The sequence below is a fragment of the Mesorhizobium sp. J8 genome, assembly GCF_016591715.1.
GTDB lineage: Bacteria > Pseudomonadota > Alphaproteobacteria > Rhizobiales > Rhizobiaceae > Mesorhizobium.
Map to the genome: position 1 here is coordinate 756,794 of NZ_AP024109.1, position 16,641 is coordinate 773,434.

Here is a 16,641-nt window from a genome sequence, read left to right on the forward strand (position 1 = left end):
GCTCGCCACCGGCGGGCCGTCCTTTTTTGCGCCCTTGTTTCGGTCACGCTCAGCCCACAGATAAGGTCGTCCAGGCAGGCTGCGCAGGGCGGGGACTATTTTGGCGAAACGGCGTTCTTCCCTTGGCTTCCTCGGCATGTTCGGCCGCTCCAGCGATCTGCGCCAGCTCGACGAGGCGCTACGCGCGGCCGATCTGCATCCGGCCCTGGTGCCGGAAGGCGTCAAGCTCACCATCGTCAATCTGATGAACGACCGCTGGCCCGACGAGCCGCCGGCGGACGCCTATCGATCCGTGGCACAGCTCTGCGGCTATTGCGTCGCCGGGCCGCAGGTATTCGAGCAGGCCAATGGCCGTGAACCGACCCTGGCGGTCGAGCGCCGCATCGAGGCAGCGGTGGAGGCCGGCGACAGTTTCGACGCGCGGATCGTGCTGATGACGCTGCACGCCAAGCTGATCAATCCGGAAGTGGTCGAGCGCTACGAGTTGAGGGCCGATTGACCGGCAGGTAGGAGACGTTGAGGCCGGGTCGGAGTCGAAGACGGGCGCGAAGCGACCAAACAAGGTGGTCTCCGATAACCGGAGCGGAGCGTACTTAAGTACGTGAGCACCGGAAGCGCAGGAGACCGCCATTTGCAGGCCGGCCTCACTTGAATATCAGCCGCCCATCTTGCTGCGCGGCAGTTTGATCATCTCGCCGAAGCGGGCGCGCAATTTGTCGTCGAGCAGGCGCGAGACATGGCGCGGGAAACGCTCGGCAAGCACGCGCTTCTTCTCCGCGATCGCTCGCGACAGGATATCGGGCCGGCCCTTTTCGTTCCATTCCTTGGGCGAGAACCGGTCGCCGACGGCAGGATAGAAATACTCGGTCTGCATCAGCTTCAGCGTCTGGTCGTTGCCGAGATAATGCCCGGGACCCTTGAGGCAGACATCGGCGATGGTGTCGATCGACAGCGCGTCGTCGGTCACCTCGATGCCGCGCACGCATCGCAGGCAATGCCCGAGCATGTCGTTGTCGATGATCAGGCTTTCGAGGCAGAAGCCGAGCAGCGAGGCATGCATGCCCGCCGATTCGTAGACCAGGTTCAGGCCGGAGAGACCCGCCATGACATTGGTGATGCCCTTCTCGTAGCCGGCCTGGATGTCGGGCAGCTTGGAGTCCGACATGCCGGCGGCCGACCCGCCGGGCAGGTCGTAATATTGCGCCATCTGCGCGCAGGCCGCTGTCAGCACCGCCTGCTCGGCCGAACCGCCGGACATGGCGCCTGTCCTGAGGTCGGAGACGAACGGCCAGGTGCCGAAGATCGCCGGATGCCCGGGCTTGATGGCGTTGACATAGACCAGGCCCATCAGCACTTCCGCCACCGCCTGCACGACGGCGCCGGCAATCGCCGCCGGCGCGGTGGCGCCGGCCTGGCCGGCGGAGAGCAGCAGGATCGGAATGCCGCCTTCGACGCAGGCCTCCAGAACGCCGCAGGCGTCCTCGGCGAACTTCATCGGCGGCACCACGAAGCAGTTCGAATTCGACACGAATGGCCGCGCGCGGAAATTCTCCTCGCCGCCGGCGATCGCATAGAGCATTTCCAGCGCCGGCTTGACGTTCTCGCGCACGGTAAACGAGGTGCCGACATGCTTTGACGTCCCCATCACGCAGGCATAGAGCGTGTTGAAATCCATATCGAGCGGATCGGGAATGTCGCGCGGCACCATGGTGCGCTGGAAGAAATGGATGTTGTCCAGCCCATCGACGAGACGGGCGGCGTCGTAGAGATCCTGCAGCAGCGATTCGCGATATTCGCGCTTCTCGACATCGACCAGATGCACCGCCGCGCCCGCCGTGCCGTAATGCACGCGTTTGCCCTGGATCAGCATGTCGTGCTTCGGATCCTGGCCGTAGAGGGTGAAATTGCGCGCCGCCTTCTTGATCGTGTCCAGCACGAGCGCACGGGGCAACCGGATGCGGCCGTCGTCGCCATAGGTGCCGCCGACCCGGGTCAGCGCCTCGATGCAGGACGGGATGGCGTTGGCGAAGCCGACCGTCTCCAAAAGGGTCAGCACCGCTTCGTGGATGCGTTCCTGGTCGTTCTGGCTCAATGGGCCATAGCTGCCGCCTTCAAGCCCCGGCCGCACCGGACGGATATCGTCGGCCAAGGGCGCCGCCCGCATCGCGCGGCGCGCTTCGCGCCCGCCGGACCGCCGCGAACGCTGGTCCGACGACGATTCCTGCTTCTCGAGAGCCACTGACATGGAAGCACTCCACCTTTGTCTTGTCTGCGAGGCGGCACGCGGCGGTTGGTCCACCATCGGCTTGCCTCGTCCCCTTCTGGCCCCGACTATGCCGCCGGCATTGGTACAGCCTATGGGCCAAGCGATTCCGTCGAATATGCCAGAGTGCTAAAGCGGCAAGCATGCGCCCAAATAAAAAGAGCCGGCGCAGCGCCGGCTCTTTTCAGGACGTTGTGGCGATCAGGCGGCTGCGGGCCTGCGCCCGGCGGCGGTGGCGAGTTCGCGGATGCCCGGCTCGATGTGCTGCAGCGAGATCGAGGAGATGCCCAAGCGCATGAAACGAGAGGGCTTTTCGCTTCGATCGAAGAACCGGTCGCCGGGTTCGATGATGACGCTGCGCGAAGCGGCCGCTTCCGCCAGGCCGCGTGAATCAGTGCCGCGCGGCCCTTCCAGCCAGAGCGATGTGCCGCCCGCCGAGTCGGTCGAACGCCACTCTGGCAAGAAGGCGGAAATCGCATGGACCAGACGCTTGCGCCGCTCGTCGAAGGCGGCGGAAAGCCTGCGCACCAGGGCCTCGTGGTGGCCGAGCGAAAGGAACAGCGCGACGGCGCGCTGGTTGTTCGCCGGCGGGTGCCTCAACATGAAGCGGCGCAGCGCGCGAAGCTCGGCGATCAGCCCCGCAGAAGCCACGATGTAGCCAAGCCTCAGGCCCGGAGCCAGCGTCTTCGACATCGAGCCGACATAGATGACGCGGCCGGAGCGGTCGAGGCTCTTCAGCGCCTGCTGCGGCGCCTCGTCGAGCAATTGGCTGTCATAGCCGTCCTCGATGATGATCTGGTTGTTGCGGTTGGCGCGCGCCAGAAGATCCTGCCGACGTTCCGCCGACAACGGCACCATGGTCGGGCAGTGGTGGCTCGGCGTGACGAAGACGAAGCCGGAATCGCTCGGGATCGACGAAGTCACGATGCCCGACTGGTCGACCGGAACCGGCTGGATGTCGGCGCCGGCCAGCCGGAAGATCGAACGCGCATCCGGATAGCCGGGATCCTCCATCGCCACTTTCGAGCCCTTGGTCATCAAGAGCGAGGCGAGCATATAGAGCGCGTTCTGGGCGCCCAGCGTCACGATGATCTCGTCCGGATTGGCGAAGATGCCGCGGCGCGGCAGGAGCCTTGCCTGGATCTGCTCGATCAGCAGCGGATCGTCGCGATCCACCATGTCGGATGCCCAGTTGCGGATCTCCAGCACAGCCAGCGCCATGCGGTTGCATTCACGCCATTCGGCGGTCGGGAACAGCGCCGGATCGAACTGGCCGTAGACGAACGGATAGGAGGACTTGATCCAGTTGTCGTGCTTGGCCGGCGGCGGCATGTCGCTTGCGGCGATCTGCCGGCGCGCCTTCCAGTCGATCTCGTTCTGCTGGTCGGGCGCCTTCTGATGCGGCTTGGCGGGGGTGGCCAGCACGTCAGGGTTGACAAAATGGCCGCGCCGCTCGCGCGCCACCAGGAAGCCTTGGTCGACCAGTTGCTGGAAGGCGAGCACCACCGTGCCGCGGGCAACCCCAAGTTTTTCCGCGAGAATTCGGCACGACGGCAGCGGCATCGAGGCGGCGATCTGTCGGTCTAGAATGGCCGCGACGATCGCCTGGCGGATCTGCGCCTGGAGGGTTTGGCCGGATTCAGCCGAAATCCGGAACAGGCCGGACCATATGGCCGTGTCATTGCGCTGTGGCATGGGAAATCTTCCTCGGATGGCCAGCTGTTTTCACTTGGCTGGACCAGTGGAGTGTATGGGTGGCATAAGGGGTTGCGCCAATCAATTTTTCTGATCGCTGGGATTTATGCCAGTGATCTATCAGTCGCGATGAGCAGCATCGTCGCCTCGCGACGCGAAGCGTTGTCGCCGGCGCGTTTAAGGCGCGATGCGAAACGTCGTCGCCCATGACGCGCAGCCTCGTTATGCCAAATTCTCCCACCCTCACCGCCCAATACCGCCCTCATCAAAGCGTGATGCAGTGCGGCAAAGCCGCGCTTGAACGAAATGGAATTCGGCTCGATAGAATGACGCGCCGACACGCGCCGGAAACATCCGGCCTGTTAAAATGGTCTAAAAACCCGCCAGGAGCCCGCCAGTGGACCAGTCATCCTTCGACAAGCAACTTGCCGCCTTGCGCGATCAGCGCGCGGCGGCCAAGGGTTCGATGCGCGAGGCCTTCGCCGCCGATCCCAAGCGCTTCGAGACATTTTCCGCCACCGATGGCGACCTTCTGCTCGACTGGTCGAAATGCGCCGTCGACGCAGACACGATGACGATGCTGGAAAAGCTGGCGGGGGCGGCCGATCTCGCGGGGCGCCGCAACGCGATGTTCGAAGGCAAGAAGATCAACATCACCGAGAACCGCGCCGTGCTGCATACCGCACTGCGCAACCTGACGGGAAAAAGCGTCATCGTCGACGGCCAGGACACCAAGGCCGATGTGATCGCCGTGCTCGACGCCATGGGCGCTTTCGCCGACGCCATCCGGTCCGGCAAGGCGCTGGGTGCCACCGGCAAGAAGATCACCGACATCGTCAACATCGGCATCGGCGGTTCGGACCTCGGCCCGGCAATGGTGACGCTGGCGCTGGCCCCCTATCATGACGGGCCGCGCGCGCACTACGTCTCCAATGTCGACGGCGCGCATATCCATGACACGCTGAAGAGCCTGTCCGCGGAAACGACCCTCTTCATCATCGCCTCCAAGACCTTCACCACAGTCGAGACGATGACGAATGCCGAGACGGCGCGCGACTGGGTGCAGAAGGCGCTGGGCAAGGAAGCGGTCGGCAAGCATTTCGCCGCCGTCTCGACCGCCCTCGACCTGGTGGCGAAGTTCGGCATCGAGCAGGACCGCGTCTTCGGCTTCTGGGATTGGGTCGGCGGCCGCTATTCGGTCTGGAGCGCCATCGGCCTGCCGGTGATGATTTCCGTCGGCCCGCGCAATTTCCGTGCCTTCCTCGACGGCGCGCATGAGATGGACGAGCATTTCCGCTCGGCGCCCATGCAGAAGAACCTGCCGGTGCTTCTGGGGCTGATCGGCTGGTGGCACCGGGTCGTCTGCAACTATCCGGCCCGCGCCGTCATCCCTTACGACCAGCGCCTGTCGCGCCTACCGGCCTATCTGCAGCAGCTCGACATGGAATCGAACGGCAAGAGCGTCACGCTGGACGGCACCGCCGCCGCCACGCCCACCGGCCCGCTGGTCTGGGGCGAGCCCGGCACCAACGGCCAGCATGCCTTCTTCCAGCTCCTGCACCAGGGCACCGACTTCATCCCCGTCGAGTTTCTCGCCGCCGCGGTCGGTCACGAGCCCGAATTGAAGCACCAGCATGATCTCCTGCTCGCCAACTGTCTGGCTCAGTCGGAGGCCTTCATGAAGGGGCGCACGCTGGAAGAGGCGCGCGCTCAGATGCTGGCCAAGGGCATGAAGCCGGCCGATGTCGACCGCATCGCGCCGCACCGTGTCTTCTCCGGCAACCGCCCGTCGCTCACCATTCTCTACCGCAAGCTCGATCCGCGCACATTGGGCCGCATAATCGCGCTCTATGAGCATCGCGTCTTCGTCGAAGGCACGCTGTTCAACATCAATTCCTTCGACCAATGGGGTGTCGAACTCGGCAAGGAACTGGCGACGGGCCTGCTGCCTGTCGTTGAAGGCAAGGAGACTGCCGCAAACCGCGACGCCTCGACTGCCGGACTGGTGGCTCATATCCACCAATTGCGTGGCGTGGAGTAAAAGGATTGGCGGATATCAAGGGTATATTGTTCGACAAGGACGGCACGCTTGTCGACTTCAACGCAACCTGGCTCGGCATAGCCGACTTCATGGCGATGGACGCCGCCGAGGGCGACCGCTGGAAAGCCGACCGGCTGCTTGCCGCGGCCGGCTTCGACTTCGTCACCAAGCGCTTCAAGCCCGATTCGATCTTCGCCTCCGGCTCGAACATGGACGTCGTCGAGCTCTGGTTCCCGCGTCTGTCCGATGAGGACCAGATGCGTGCGGTTTCCCGATTCAACGAGATCACCTCGGCGCAAGGCTCGGCCATGGCCGTGGCGCTGCCCGGAATTGTCGACTCGCTGCGGACCTTGCACAGCCGGTCCTATCGGATGGGCGTTGCCACCAACGATTCCACCAGCGGCGCCGAAAAGACGCTCGCCACCCTCGGCATCGCGCAGCTTTTCGATGCCGCCTTCGGCTACGACGCCGTTGCCAATTCCAAGCCCGCGCCCGACACCGTCGTCGCTTTCTGCGACCTGACCGGGTTGAAGCCCGGCGAGGTCGCCATGGTCGGCGACAATCGCCACGATCTCGAAATGGCGCGCGCCGGCGGCTGTGGTCTGGCGGTGGGCGTGCTCTCCGGCACCGGCACGCGCGATTCGCTGGCGCCGATGGCGGACGTCGTGCTGGACTCGGTCGCTGACCTGCCGGATTTCCTCGCCGCGCGGGTGAACGTGCCGGCGGGCTAGAGCAATTCCAGGAAAAGTGTGAAGCGGTTTTCCGTCCGGAATTGCCTCAAAACAGGCAGATAGAGGGTTCCGCCATCAAAGCGAACACCGCGCTGGGCTTAGGCTCGCTGCCGCCGTTTCCGCCGACATCCGGCACATGATATTCGCCGAGCGGGCAAAGCCGCGGCCTCGGCAGCCAGGCGCGACCCGGATCGCCGACCAGCACGTCGATGCCGGCGGCGAGGCAGCGATCGAGGAACGGCATCATCCGCTGTCCGACATCCTGCGCGTAAAAGACGTCGCCCGCGAGCACCAGGTCGACCGCCGGTGGCGCACCGACGGTGAGGTCCTCGTCACGGATTTGGATGGCGACGCCGTTGGCTTGCGCGTTGAGACGGAGCGCCGCCACGCCGTTGCGGTCGATCTCCGCCGCGATTACCGCACGCGCCCCGGCTTTTGCCGCGGCGATGCCGACCAGCCCCGAGCCGGCGCCGAGGTCGAGCACCCGCTTGCCGGCGACGATCGATGGCCTGTCGAGGATATAGCGCGCCAGCACGGCGCCGCCGGCCCAGGCATAGGCCCAGTAGGGCGGCTGCGGCTCAGGCTGGCTTCCGTCGCCGTCGTCGTCCGGTTCCAGCAGCCGCCGCAGGCCGCTGCCGGGATGCGCCTGATAGAGCCGGACCTCCGGCACTGACGACACCGGCGTCAGCCGCATGTTTGCTTTGATGAAGTCCGCCGGATCGAGCGCCTTCGTCCGGTGTCGCCCCAAGCCGGCTGTGGAATCGCTCAAGCCTGGTCCCGCAACGCGCGCCGCAGGATCTTGCCGACCGGGGTCTTCGGCAGCTCGGTGCGGAACTCGATATATCGCGGCCGCTTGTAGCCGGTCAGGTTCTCGCGGCAGTAAGCCATCAGGGCTTCGATAGTGAGCCCCGGGTCCTTCCTGACCACGAACAATTTGGGCACTTCGCCGGAATGCTCGTCCGGCACGCCGATGGCCGCGACTTCCAGCACGCCCGGGTGATGCGCCACCACCTCCTCCAGTTCGTTCGGATACACGTTGAAGCCGGAGACCAGGATCATGTCCTTCTTGCGGTCGACGATCTTGGTGTAGCCGCGCTCGTCCATGAAGCCCATGTCGCCGGATTTGAAGAAGCCGTCCTTGGTCATCACCTTGGCGGTCTCGTCGGGACGGTTCCAGTAGCCGGCCATCACCTGCGGGCCGCGGATGCAGATCTCGCCCACTTCGCCGAGCGGCACGTTGTTGCCGTCGTCGTCGCGGATGGCGATTTCCGTCGAAGGCAGCGGCAGGCCGATCGTGCCCGTGAAATCGGCCGAGCTGAACTTGTTGGCCGTCGCCACCGGCGAGGTTTCGGACAGTCCGTAGCCTTCGCTCACCGGGCAGCCGGTCAGCGCCTTCCAGCGTTCGGCGACGCCCTTCTGCACCGCCATGCCGCCGCCCAGTGTCAGGATCAGCGGCTTGAAGTCGAGCTTGCGGAATTCCTCATTGTTGAGCAGCGCGTTGAACAGCGTGTTGAGGCCCGGGAAGATGTGCATCGGGTATTTTGCCAGTTCCTTGACGAAGCCCGGGATATCACGCGGGTTGGGGATCAGCACGTTTTGCGCGCCCTGCTGCATGCCCATCAGCGCGTTCACCGTCAGCGCGAAGATGTGGTAGAGCGGCAGCGCGCATATGAAGTTGAGATGCGCGGGCTTCGGCTTCACCGTATAGGCGTCCTCCACCCACAGCGAATTCTGCGCGACGTTCGAAAGCACGTTGCGATGCAGCAGCACGGCGCCCTTCGAGACGCCGGTGGTGCCGCCCGTATATTGCAGGAAGGCGATGTCGTCGGCGGAGACCGTGGGCGGCTTGAAGGCGATGGTCGCGCCGGTCTTGAGCACGGCGTTGAACTTGACATGGCCGGGCAGCGACCATGCCGGAACCATCTTCTTCACCCGCCGCACGACGAGGTTGACGATGGCGCCCTTGAGGCCGCCCAGCATGTCGCCCATGGCGGCGACGATGACATGCTTGACGGGCGTCCTGGCGATCACCGCCTGCAGCGTGCCGGCGAAGTTCTCGAGGATGACGATGGCCTGCGCGCCGGAATCCTTCAACTGGTGTTCCAGTTCGCGCGGTGTGTAGAGCGGGTTGACGTTCACCACCGTGTAGCCGGCGCGCAGGATCCCCATCATCGCCACCGGATATTGCAGCACGTTCGGCATCATCAGCGCCACGCGCGCGCCCTTCTCGAGGCCTCTCGCCTGCAGATAGGCGCCGAACGCGGCCGACAGCCGCTCGAGCTCGGCATAGGTGATCGACTTGCCCATGCACACGAAGGCAGGCCGTCCGGCGAATTGCTTGCAGGCGGCGACGAGAAACTCGCCGATGGACTTATAGGGCAGGGCGCCGATCTCGGCCGGCATGTTCTTGGGATAGCTTTTCAGCCACGGCTTTTCCGGCAGGCCGGCGGTGAGCTCGGTTATCGCCTTCGGCAGACCCTTAGTGGCAGGCGGGGTGGCCGGCTTGGCGGCCGCCGCTTGTGCGGTTGCCGGCTTGTCCTTTTTGGCTGCCGCGGCCTTGGTCTTTGCCGCCGCGGGTTTTGCGGCTGCCTTGGCAGGCGCTTCCTTGGCGGCCGTCTTCGTCTTCGACGCGGCGGCCGCCTTCACAGCCTTGGGCGCATCGCTTTCGGCGGCGGCCTTGGCCTTTGCTTTCGCCGGGGCTGTCGTCTTGGCTGCTTTTGCCACCTGTCTCTCCCTGTCGCCTTCTTGTCTGGCGCCGCCTCCGAAAGAAGCGTCCTCCACGCCGGTTCGGATTTTCCGGGAAATCCCGCCCATCGTCTATGTATTGCCTCTATCCGCGACCGTGCAAGCCTTGCCCCAGCGGCAATGCGGGGAAAGATTGCCATCGAAATCCCGCGCTTCGATGGCCTCCCGCACCTGCCTGGGCGGCGGGGCGATCCGGGGCAGGCATGCCGCGCATCGCCATTTCGAAAGGCGGCCGATCAATAAAAAACTGCTATCGTTAATAATGTCGTGAGCGGAATAAATTGCTCGTTTTTTCTGATATTTGAGCAAAGGGTAGATTCTTTTCCTGCTTCCCGTGGGGTATGCACACGAGGTGTTCCAAAGGCGAAGAAACGGTGCTTATATGCGCCCTTCGCGAGCCTGATAGAGGGGCTTGAGAGAACATCAGGGAGTGCTCAATGAAAAAGACAATGGCTTTTGCAGCCGCGTTGCTGGCTGCAAGCGTCCTCAGCGGCATGGCCAGTGCCAAGACGCTCGTTTATTGCTCGGAAGCGTCGCCGGCCAATTTCGATCCCGGTACGACGACCGGCGGTAACGACTTCGACGCGTCTTCGCGCACCGTCTATTCGCGACTGGTTGAATTCAAGCACGGTGGCACCGAGATCGAGCCTGGTCTTGCCGACAAGTGGGAAATTTCCGACGATGGCCTGGTCTATACTTTCCATCTGCATCCGGGCGTGAAGTTCCAGACCACCGACTATTTCAAGCCGACGCGCGACCTCAACGCCGATGACGTCGTCTTCTCCTTCGATCGCCAGTTCAACAAGCAGAATCCGTGGAACGGCGACAAGTACCTGCCGAACCTCACCTGGGACTATTACACCGGCATGGACATGCCGAAATACGTCGCCAAGTGGGAGAAGGTCGACGACCTCACCGTCAAGCTGACGCTGACCGAGCCGAACGCGCCGATGCTCGCCAATCTCGGCATGGACTTCGCTTCGATCGTGTCGAAGGAATATGCCGACCAGCTCGAGAAGGAAGGCAAGATGGCCGACTTCTCGACCAAGCCGGTCGGCACCGGTCCGTTCCAGTTCGTCGACTATCAGCTGGATTCGGTCATCCGCTATGCGGCCAATCCCGACTACTTCAAGGGCAAGGAAAAGATCGACGATCTGGTCTTCGCCATCACGCCTGACGCGACCGCCCGCATCCAGAAGGTGCTGGCCGGCGAGTGCGACGTGACGGTCTATCCGAACCCCGCCGACATCGCGACCATCAAGGCCAACAAGGACGTGACCCTGATGGACCAGGCCGGCCTGAACATCGGCTATATGAGCTACAACACCACGATCCCGCCGCTCGATAAGCCGGAAGTGCGCCATGCGCTCAACCAGGCGATCGACCGGGATGCGCTGATCAAGTCGCTGTTCCAGGATGCCGGCGCGACGCCGGCCGAAAACCTGATCCCGCCGACCATGTGGTCGTGGAACAAGGACGTGAAGACCGACGCCTACAATCCGGAAGCGGCCAAGAAGGTGCTCGAGGCTGCCGGGCTGAAGGAGATCCAGCTCTGGGCCTCGGACCGCGCCCGTCCCTACAATCCTAACTTCCAGCGCGCCGCCGAGCTGATCCAGGCCGACTGGGCCAAGGTCGGCGTCAAGGCCAACATCGTCAACTACGAGTGGACGAAGTACCGCGAGGAAGGCAAGAAGAAGGACCGCCCCGGCGCCTTCCAGGTCGGCTGGACCGGCGACAATGGCGACCCGGACAATTTCTTCGCCACCCTCTTCGCCTGCTCGGCCATCGGCGTCTCGAACTATTCGAGCTGGTGCGACAAGGACTTCGAGGACCTGATCCAGAAGGCCAAGAAGACCAGCGACCAGGCCGAGCGCACCAAGCTCTATGAGCAGGCGCAGGTGATCTTCGCGAAGGAAGCGCCCGCCTTCCTGCTGGCCCACAGCCAGGTCTACGCGGTCGTTCGCAACAACGTCACCGGCTTCAAGATGGACCCGCTCGGCATTCACCGTTTCGACGGTGTTGACAAGTCCGAGTAATATTTGCGAACGGGGCGGCGCGAATTCGCGCCGCCCCGTTTCGACTTGACGATGCTCCGATATCTTCTCAACAAAATCGCCCTTCTGATCCCGACCCTGGTCGGCATCACCATCTGCGCCTTCGCCTTTGTCCGACTGCTGCCCGGCGATCCGATCCTCGCCATGGCCGGCGAGCATGGCGTCGCCCCCGCCCGCTACGAAGAGCTCAAGGAACAGTTCGGCTACAATCTGCCGATCTGGCAGCAGTATGCGCGCTATGTCGGTGAGGTCGCCACCGGCGATTTCGGCGTTTCCATCTCGTCCAAGCGGCCGGTCCTCGAGGAGTTCAAGACACTCTTCCCGGCGACGCTGGAACTGTCCTTCTTCGCCATGGTCTTCGCCATGGTCATCGGCATTCCGGCCGGCATCTTCGCCGCCGTCAAGCGCGGCTCATGGTTCGACCAGTCGCTGATGGGCACCGCCCTTGTCGGCTATTCGATGCCGATCTTCTGGTGGGGCCTGCTGCTCATCATCTTCTTTTCCGGCTATCTCGGCTGGACGCCGGTGTCGGGCCGCATCGGCCTGCAGTTCTTCTTCAAGCCGATCACCGGCTTCATGACTATCGACAGCCTGCTTTACGGCAAGTGGGATGCGTTCCGCTCCGCGCTCAGCCACCTTGTGCTGCCTTCGATCGTGCTCGGCACCATTCCGCTGGCGGTGATCGCGCGCCAGACGCGCTCGGCCATGCTCGAAGTGCTGGGCGAGGACTATGTCCGCACCGCGCGCGCCAAGGGTCTTTCGGCGGCGCGCGTCATCGGCGTGCATGCGCTGCGCAACGCGCTGATCCCGGTCGTCACCACCATCGGCCTGCAGGTCGGCACGCTGCTCGCGGGCGCCATCCTCACCGAGACCATCTTCGCCTGGCCGGGCATCGGCAAATGGATGGTCGATTCCATCTTCAAGCGCGACTATGTCGTCGTGCAGTCGGGTCTGCTTTTGATCGCGCTCATCGTCATGGCGGTGAATCTGATCGTCGATGTGCTCTACGCCGTCATCAACCCGCGCATCAGGGCGGCATAAATGACCCAGACCGAAATCGCCCCGATGGCCGCCGGCAGCCCGGATCGTCTCACCGGCCTCAGGACCTTCTGGCATTATTTCTCGGTGAATCGCGGCGCCGTCATCGGCCTGGTCGTCTTCATCCTTTTGGTGCTCGCCGCACTCTTCGCGCCGCTGCTCGCGCCTTACGCGCCCGACATCCAGGACAAGGCCGCGTTCCTCAGGCCGCCGGCTTGGCAGGAGGGCGGCTCGACGCAATATCTGCTCGGCACCGACCCGGTCGGCCGCGACATCCTCTCGCGCCTGCTCTATGGCGCGCGCTTCTCGCTGCTGATCGGCGCGGTCGTCGTCACGCTGGCGCTCACCGGCGGCATCACGCTCGGCCTTTTGGCAGGCTATTTCCGCGGCTGGGTCGACGTCGCGATCATGCGCGTCATGGACCTGATCCTGGCCTTCCCGTCGCTGCTCTTGGCGCTCGTGCTGGTCACCATCCTCGGCCCTGGCTTGTTCAACGCGATGCTGGCGATCGCGCTTGTGCTGCAGCCGCATTTCGCCCGCCTGGTGCGCGCCGCCGTCATGGCCGAGAAGAGCCGCGAATATGTCGTGGCGGCGAAGGTCGCGGGCGCCGGACATCTCAGGCTGATGCTCGCCACCATCCTGCCCAACTGCCTGGCGCCGCTCATCGTCCAAGGCACGCTGTCCTTCTCCAACGCCATTCTCGAAGCCGCCGCACTCGGCTTCCTCGGCCTCGGTGCCCAGCCGCCGACGCCGGAATGGGGAACGATGCTTGCGTCGGCGCGCGAGTTCATCCTGCGCGCCTGGTGGGTGGTGACCTTCCCCGGCCTCGCCATCCTCATCACCGTGCTTGCCATCAACCTGATCGGCGACGGCTTGCGCGACGCGCTCGATCCCAAACTCAGGAGGTCGTGATGGCGCTGCTCGACATCCAGAACCTCGTCGTCGAGTTCCAGACCGCGTCCGGCCCGTTCCGCGCCGTCGACGGCGTCTCGCTTCATGTCGATGAGCGCGAGGTGCTCGCCATCGTCGGCGAATCCGGCTCCGGCAAATCGGTGTCGATGCTGGCCGTGATGGGCTTGCTGCCGTGGACGGCCACCGTCACTGCCGACCGCATGACCTTCAACGGCCGCGACCTGTTGAAGATCAGCCCGGCCGATCGCCGCAAGATCATTGGCAAGGACATCGCCATGATCTTCCAGGAGCCGATCGCCAGTCTCAACCCGTGCTTCACCGTAGGCTTCCAGATCGAGGAAGTGCTGCGCTTCCACATGGGCATGGACAAGGCCGAGCGCCGTGCGCGCGCCATCGAGCTCTTCAAGCAGGTCGGCATTCCCGACCCGGCTGACCGGCTGAACTCCTTCCCGCACCAGATGTCGGGCGGCCAGTGCCAGCGCGTCATGATCGCGATGGCGATTGCCTGCAACCCGAAGCTTTTGATCGCCGACGAGCCGACCACCGCGCTCGACGTCACCATCCAGAAGCAGATCCTCGATCTGCTTGTCTCGCTGCAGGCCAAATACGGCATGGGCCTGATCATGATCACCCACAATATGGGCGTGGTGGCCGAAACCGCCGACCGCGTCATCGTCCAGTACAAGGGCCGCAAGATGGAAGAGGCCGACGTGCTGTCGCTCTTTGAATCGCCGAAGAGCAACTACACGCGCGCGCTGCTCTCGGCGCTGCCGGAAAACGCCGTCGGCGACCGGCTGCCGACCGTCACGGACATGCTGTTCGAGGCCGCCCCTTCGGGAGCCGGCGCATGACCAAGGTCGTCGAAGGCAAGGACATCAAGCGCGACTACCATGTCGGCGGCGGTCTGTTCCGCGGCGCGCGCACCGTGCATGCGGTGAAGGGCGTATCCTTCAGCGTCGAGAAGGGCAAGACGCTGGCGATCGTGGGTGAATCGGGCTGCGGCAAGTCCACGCTCGCCCGCATCATCACGCTGATCGACCCGGCCACCTCCGGCGAACTCTTCATCGACGGCAACAAGGTCGACATCGCCAGGGACGGGCTCACCAAGGAAATGCGCCGCAAGGTGCAGATCGTCTTCCAGAACCCTTACGGCTCCCTCAACCCGCGCCAGAAGATCGGCGATGTGCTGGGCGAGCCGTTGCTCATCAACACCGACAAGCCGGCCGAAGAGCGCCGCGACCTGGCGATGAAGATGCTGAAGAAGGTCGGCCTCGGACCGGAGCACTACAACCGCTACCCGCATATGTTCTCGGGCGGCCAGCGCCAGCGCATCGCCATTGCACGCGCGCTGATGCTGAATCCGAGCCTCCTGGTGCTGGACGAACCGGTCTCGGCGCTCGACCTCTCGGTGCAGGCGCAGGTGCTGAACCTGCTCGCCGACCTGCAGGACGAGTTCCAACTGACCTATGTCTTCATCAGCCACGACCTCTCGGTGGTGCGCTACATCGCCGACGACGTGATGGTGATGTATTTCGGCGAAGCGGTCGAATACGGCCCGCGCGACGAGGTCTTCTCCAACCCCAAGCACGCCTACACCAAGACGCTGTTCGCCGCGACGCCGCGCGCCGACATAGCGAGCATCAAGGCGAGGTTGGCGAAGAAGAAGGCGGCCTGACCGGGAGTGCCGATATTCAGGTGAGGCCGGCCTGCGAATGGCAGCTTCCTGCGCTTCCGGTGCTCACGTACTTTAAGTACGCTCCGCTCCGGTTCTCGGAAGCTACCATTCTCGACTCGGCCTGACCTGAATCTCGACACTCCCTAACACCGTCGTGGTCAAGGCGATCACGACAACTTCGCAACAATCGCCCGCAGGGCTTCCCCAAAGCGGCGCACTTCCTCGACCGTGTTGTAATGCACCAGCGAGGCGCGGATCGCGCCGCTGTCCATCGACAGGTTCAGCCGCTTCATCAGCCGCGGCGCATACATATGCCCGTCGCGGATGCCGATCTGCATCGCCGCCATCTCCTCGACGATCCTTTGCGGCGAGAGCTTGCCGATGTTGAAGCAGAAGGTTGGCACGCGCTCGTTTATGCGGGCCTCGTCGGCGACGCCGTAGATGGTGGCATTGCAGTCCTTCAGCACCTTCAGCATCTCGCGGGCCAGCACCAGCTCGTAGTCGCGGATGGCGCCCATGCCGGCGACGATGTTGTCGCGGCGCGAGCGGTTGTTCTCGGGCAGGAAATTGCGGCCGATGGATTCCAGGTAGCGCACCGCCGCATCCATGCCCGACACGTTCTCGTAGATGAAGGTGCCGGCCTCGACCTTGTAGGGCGGTTCGTCGGGAATGAAATCCTCGCGGAAGGTCGGCAGCCGCTTCAGCGTTTCGAAGCGGCCCCACAGGAAGCCCATATGCGGCGAGAAGTTCTTGTAGCCGGAGCAGACGAGGTAATCGCAATCCCAGGCCTGCACGTCGATCAGTCCGTGCGGTCCGTAGTGCACGCAGTCGAGGAACACTTCCGCGTCCGCCGCATGCGCGATCCTGGCCACCGAGGCGACGTCGACGATCGAGCCGATCGAATGCGCCGTCACCGTGCAAGCGACGAGGCGCGTGCGCTCCGAAACCAGCGGCTTGAGGTCGTCGACATGAAGATTGCCGTCCTCGCGCATGCGCCACCATTTGAACTTGGCGCCGGCCGGCTCCAGCGCCAGCCAGGTGGCGATGTTGGCGTCGTGGTCCATGTCGGTGACGATGATCTCGTCGCGCCCACCATCTCTATCCTTGGCAAGCATCTGGCCGATGCCGAGGCTGACCAGGCGGATGAACGAGGTAGCGTTCATGCCGAAGCAGATTTCGGACGGGCTGTAAGCGTTAATGAGAAGCGCCACGCTCTCGCGTGCGTCCGCGACCGACTGGTCGACCGTCACGCTGCGGCCATAGCGGCCGCCGCGCTGCACATTGTGTCCCACCAGATGGTTCGTCACCGCATCGAGCACGCTTTGCGGGATCTGCGCGCCGGCCGCATTGTCCATGAAGATGAAGTCGCCGGCTTGGCTGAGCGCCGGGAACATGGCGCGGATCTTCTCGACCGGGAACGAGGCGGCGCCCTCCTGCGCTTTCGAAACATGGTGCTGGTTCACGAGGCGTCTCCTTCAGGTCATCGA

General features: G+C 64.1%; 13 protein-coding genes. 8 read left to right on the top strand and 5 right to left on the bottom strand.

The features are described 5' to 3' along the window. The first annotated feature begins 100 nt into the window (after nt 1-100). Nucleotides 101-499, top strand: a complete 399-nt coding sequence (locus MJ8_RS03610; RefSeq protein WP_201413130.1) for a hypothetical protein — start codon at nt 101-103, stop codon at nt 497-499. Nucleotides 500-655: 156 nt separating this feature from the next. Here MJ8_RS03610 and MJ8_RS03615 read toward each other — a convergent pair whose 3' ends face one another. Continuing rightward, nucleotides 656-2,245, bottom strand: coding sequence for a trimethylamine methyltransferase family protein (locus MJ8_RS03615; RefSeq protein ID WP_201413131.1), 1,590 nt, complete (start codon nt 2,243-2,245; stop codon nt 656-658). Nucleotides 2,246-2,464: 219 nt separating this feature from the next. Continuing rightward, nucleotides 2,465-3,958 (bottom strand): PLP-dependent aminotransferase family protein, encoded by a 1,494-nt coding sequence (locus MJ8_RS03620; RefSeq protein ID WP_040986066.1) that lies wholly within the window; start codon nt 3,956-3,958, stop codon nt 2,465-2,467. Nucleotides 3,959-4,391: 433 nt separating this feature from the next. Here MJ8_RS03620 and pgi point away from each other — a divergent pair, with 433 nt between their 5' ends. Beyond that, a complete protein-coding gene (pgi, locus tag MJ8_RS03625) occupies nt 4,392-5,999 on the top strand; it encodes a glucose-6-phosphate isomerase (protein ID WP_225248281.1) in 1,608 nt (535 codons plus the stop codon). A 5-nt stretch (nt 6,000-6,004) separates the two neighbouring features. Beyond that, the gene (locus MJ8_RS03630) at nt 6,005-6,730 is read left to right on the top strand and encodes an HAD family hydrolase (RefSeq protein ID WP_201413133.1); all 726 of its coding nucleotides are present in this window, start codon (nt 6,005-6,007) and stop codon (nt 6,728-6,730) included. A 46-nt stretch (nt 6,731-6,776) separates the two neighbouring features. Here MJ8_RS03630 and MJ8_RS03635 read toward each other — a convergent pair whose 3' ends face one another. Continuing rightward, the gene (locus MJ8_RS03635) at nt 6,777-7,499 is read right to left on the bottom strand and encodes a class I SAM-dependent methyltransferase (protein ID WP_412177089.1); all 723 of its coding nucleotides are present in this window, start codon (nt 7,497-7,499) and stop codon (nt 6,777-6,779) included. Next, complete coding sequence (locus MJ8_RS03640; protein ID WP_201413134.1) at nt 7,496-9,454, bottom strand: long-chain fatty acid--CoA ligase; 1,959 nt, start codon at nt 9,452-9,454, stop codon at nt 7,496-7,498. The genes MJ8_RS03635 and MJ8_RS03640 overlap by 4 nt, the downstream gene beginning before the upstream one ends. 458 nt (nt 9,455-9,912) lie before the next feature. On the opposite strand from MJ8_RS03640, the gene MJ8_RS03645 reads away from it, so the two are divergent. Genes MJ8_RS03645 through MJ8_RS03665 form a run of 5 tightly spaced genes read left to right on the top strand, consistent with a single transcriptional unit; the run spans nt 9,913 to nt 15,154 of the window. Beyond that, complete coding sequence (locus MJ8_RS03645) at nt 9,913-11,511, top strand: ABC transporter substrate-binding protein (RefSeq protein WP_201413135.1); 1,599 nt, start codon at nt 9,913-9,915, stop codon at nt 11,509-11,511. 51 nt (nt 11,512-11,562) lie between these two features. Next, on the top strand, nt 11,563-12,570 hold the full coding sequence (locus MJ8_RS03650) for an ABC transporter permease subunit (protein WP_040986058.1): 1,008 nt from the start codon (nt 11,563-11,565) through the stop codon (nt 12,568-12,570). A gap of 24 nt (nt 12,571-12,594) precedes the next feature. Then, the gene (locus tag MJ8_RS03655) at nt 12,595-13,479 is read left to right on the top strand and encodes an ABC transporter permease subunit (protein ID WP_225248282.1); all 885 of its coding nucleotides are present in this window, start codon (nt 12,595-12,597) and stop codon (nt 13,477-13,479) included. Continuing rightward, nucleotides 13,479-14,330, top strand: a complete 852-nt coding sequence (locus MJ8_RS03660) for an ABC transporter ATP-binding protein (protein ID WP_201413137.1) — start codon at nt 13,479-13,481, stop codon at nt 14,328-14,330. The genes MJ8_RS03655 and MJ8_RS03660 overlap by 1 nt, the downstream gene beginning before the upstream one ends. After that, nucleotides 14,327-15,154 carry a dipeptide ABC transporter ATP-binding protein gene (locus MJ8_RS03665; RefSeq protein WP_127866396.1) on the top strand — a complete coding sequence of 276 codons (828 nt, stop codon included), beginning with the start codon at nt 14,327-14,329 and terminating at the stop codon, nt 15,152-15,154. Before MJ8_RS03660 ends, MJ8_RS03665 begins: the two co-directional genes overlap by 4 nt. Before the next feature lie 167 nt (nt 15,155-15,321). On the opposite strand, the gene MJ8_RS03670 is transcribed toward MJ8_RS03665, so the two are convergent. After that, entirely contained in the window at nt 15,322-16,617 is a 1,296-nt protein-coding gene (locus MJ8_RS03670; protein ID WP_201413138.1) for a cysteine desulfurase-like protein, read from the bottom strand. Nucleotides 16,618-16,641: the final 24 nt, after the last annotated feature.

Excerpts from the sequence above, each read along its gene's own strand:
- MJ8_RS03645 (WP_201413135.1), top strand. The coding sequence starts at position 9,913 with ATGAAAAAGACAATGGCTTTTGCAGCCGCGTTGCTGGCTGCAAGCGTC.
- MJ8_RS03620 (WP_040986066.1), bottom strand. The coding sequence starts at position 3,958 with ATGCCACAGCGCAATGACACGGCCATATGGTCCGGCCTGTTCCGGATT.
- MJ8_RS03655 (WP_225248282.1), top strand. The coding sequence starts at position 12,595 with ATGGCCGCCGGCAGCCCGGATCGTCTCACCGGCCTCAGGACCTTCTGG.
- MJ8_RS03615 (WP_201413131.1), bottom strand. The coding sequence starts at position 2,245 with ATGTCAGTGGCTCTCGAGAAGCAGGAATCGTCGTCGGACCAGCGTTCG.
- MJ8_RS03660 (WP_201413137.1), top strand. The coding sequence starts at position 13,479 with ATGGCGCTGCTCGACATCCAGAACCTCGTCGTCGAGTTCCAGACCGCG.
- MJ8_RS03665 (WP_127866396.1), top strand. The coding sequence starts at position 14,327 with ATGACCAAGGTCGTCGAAGGCAAGGACATCAAGCGCGACTACCATGTC.
- MJ8_RS03650 (WP_040986058.1), top strand. The coding sequence starts at position 11,563 with ATGCTCCGATATCTTCTCAACAAAATCGCCCTTCTGATCCCGACCCTG.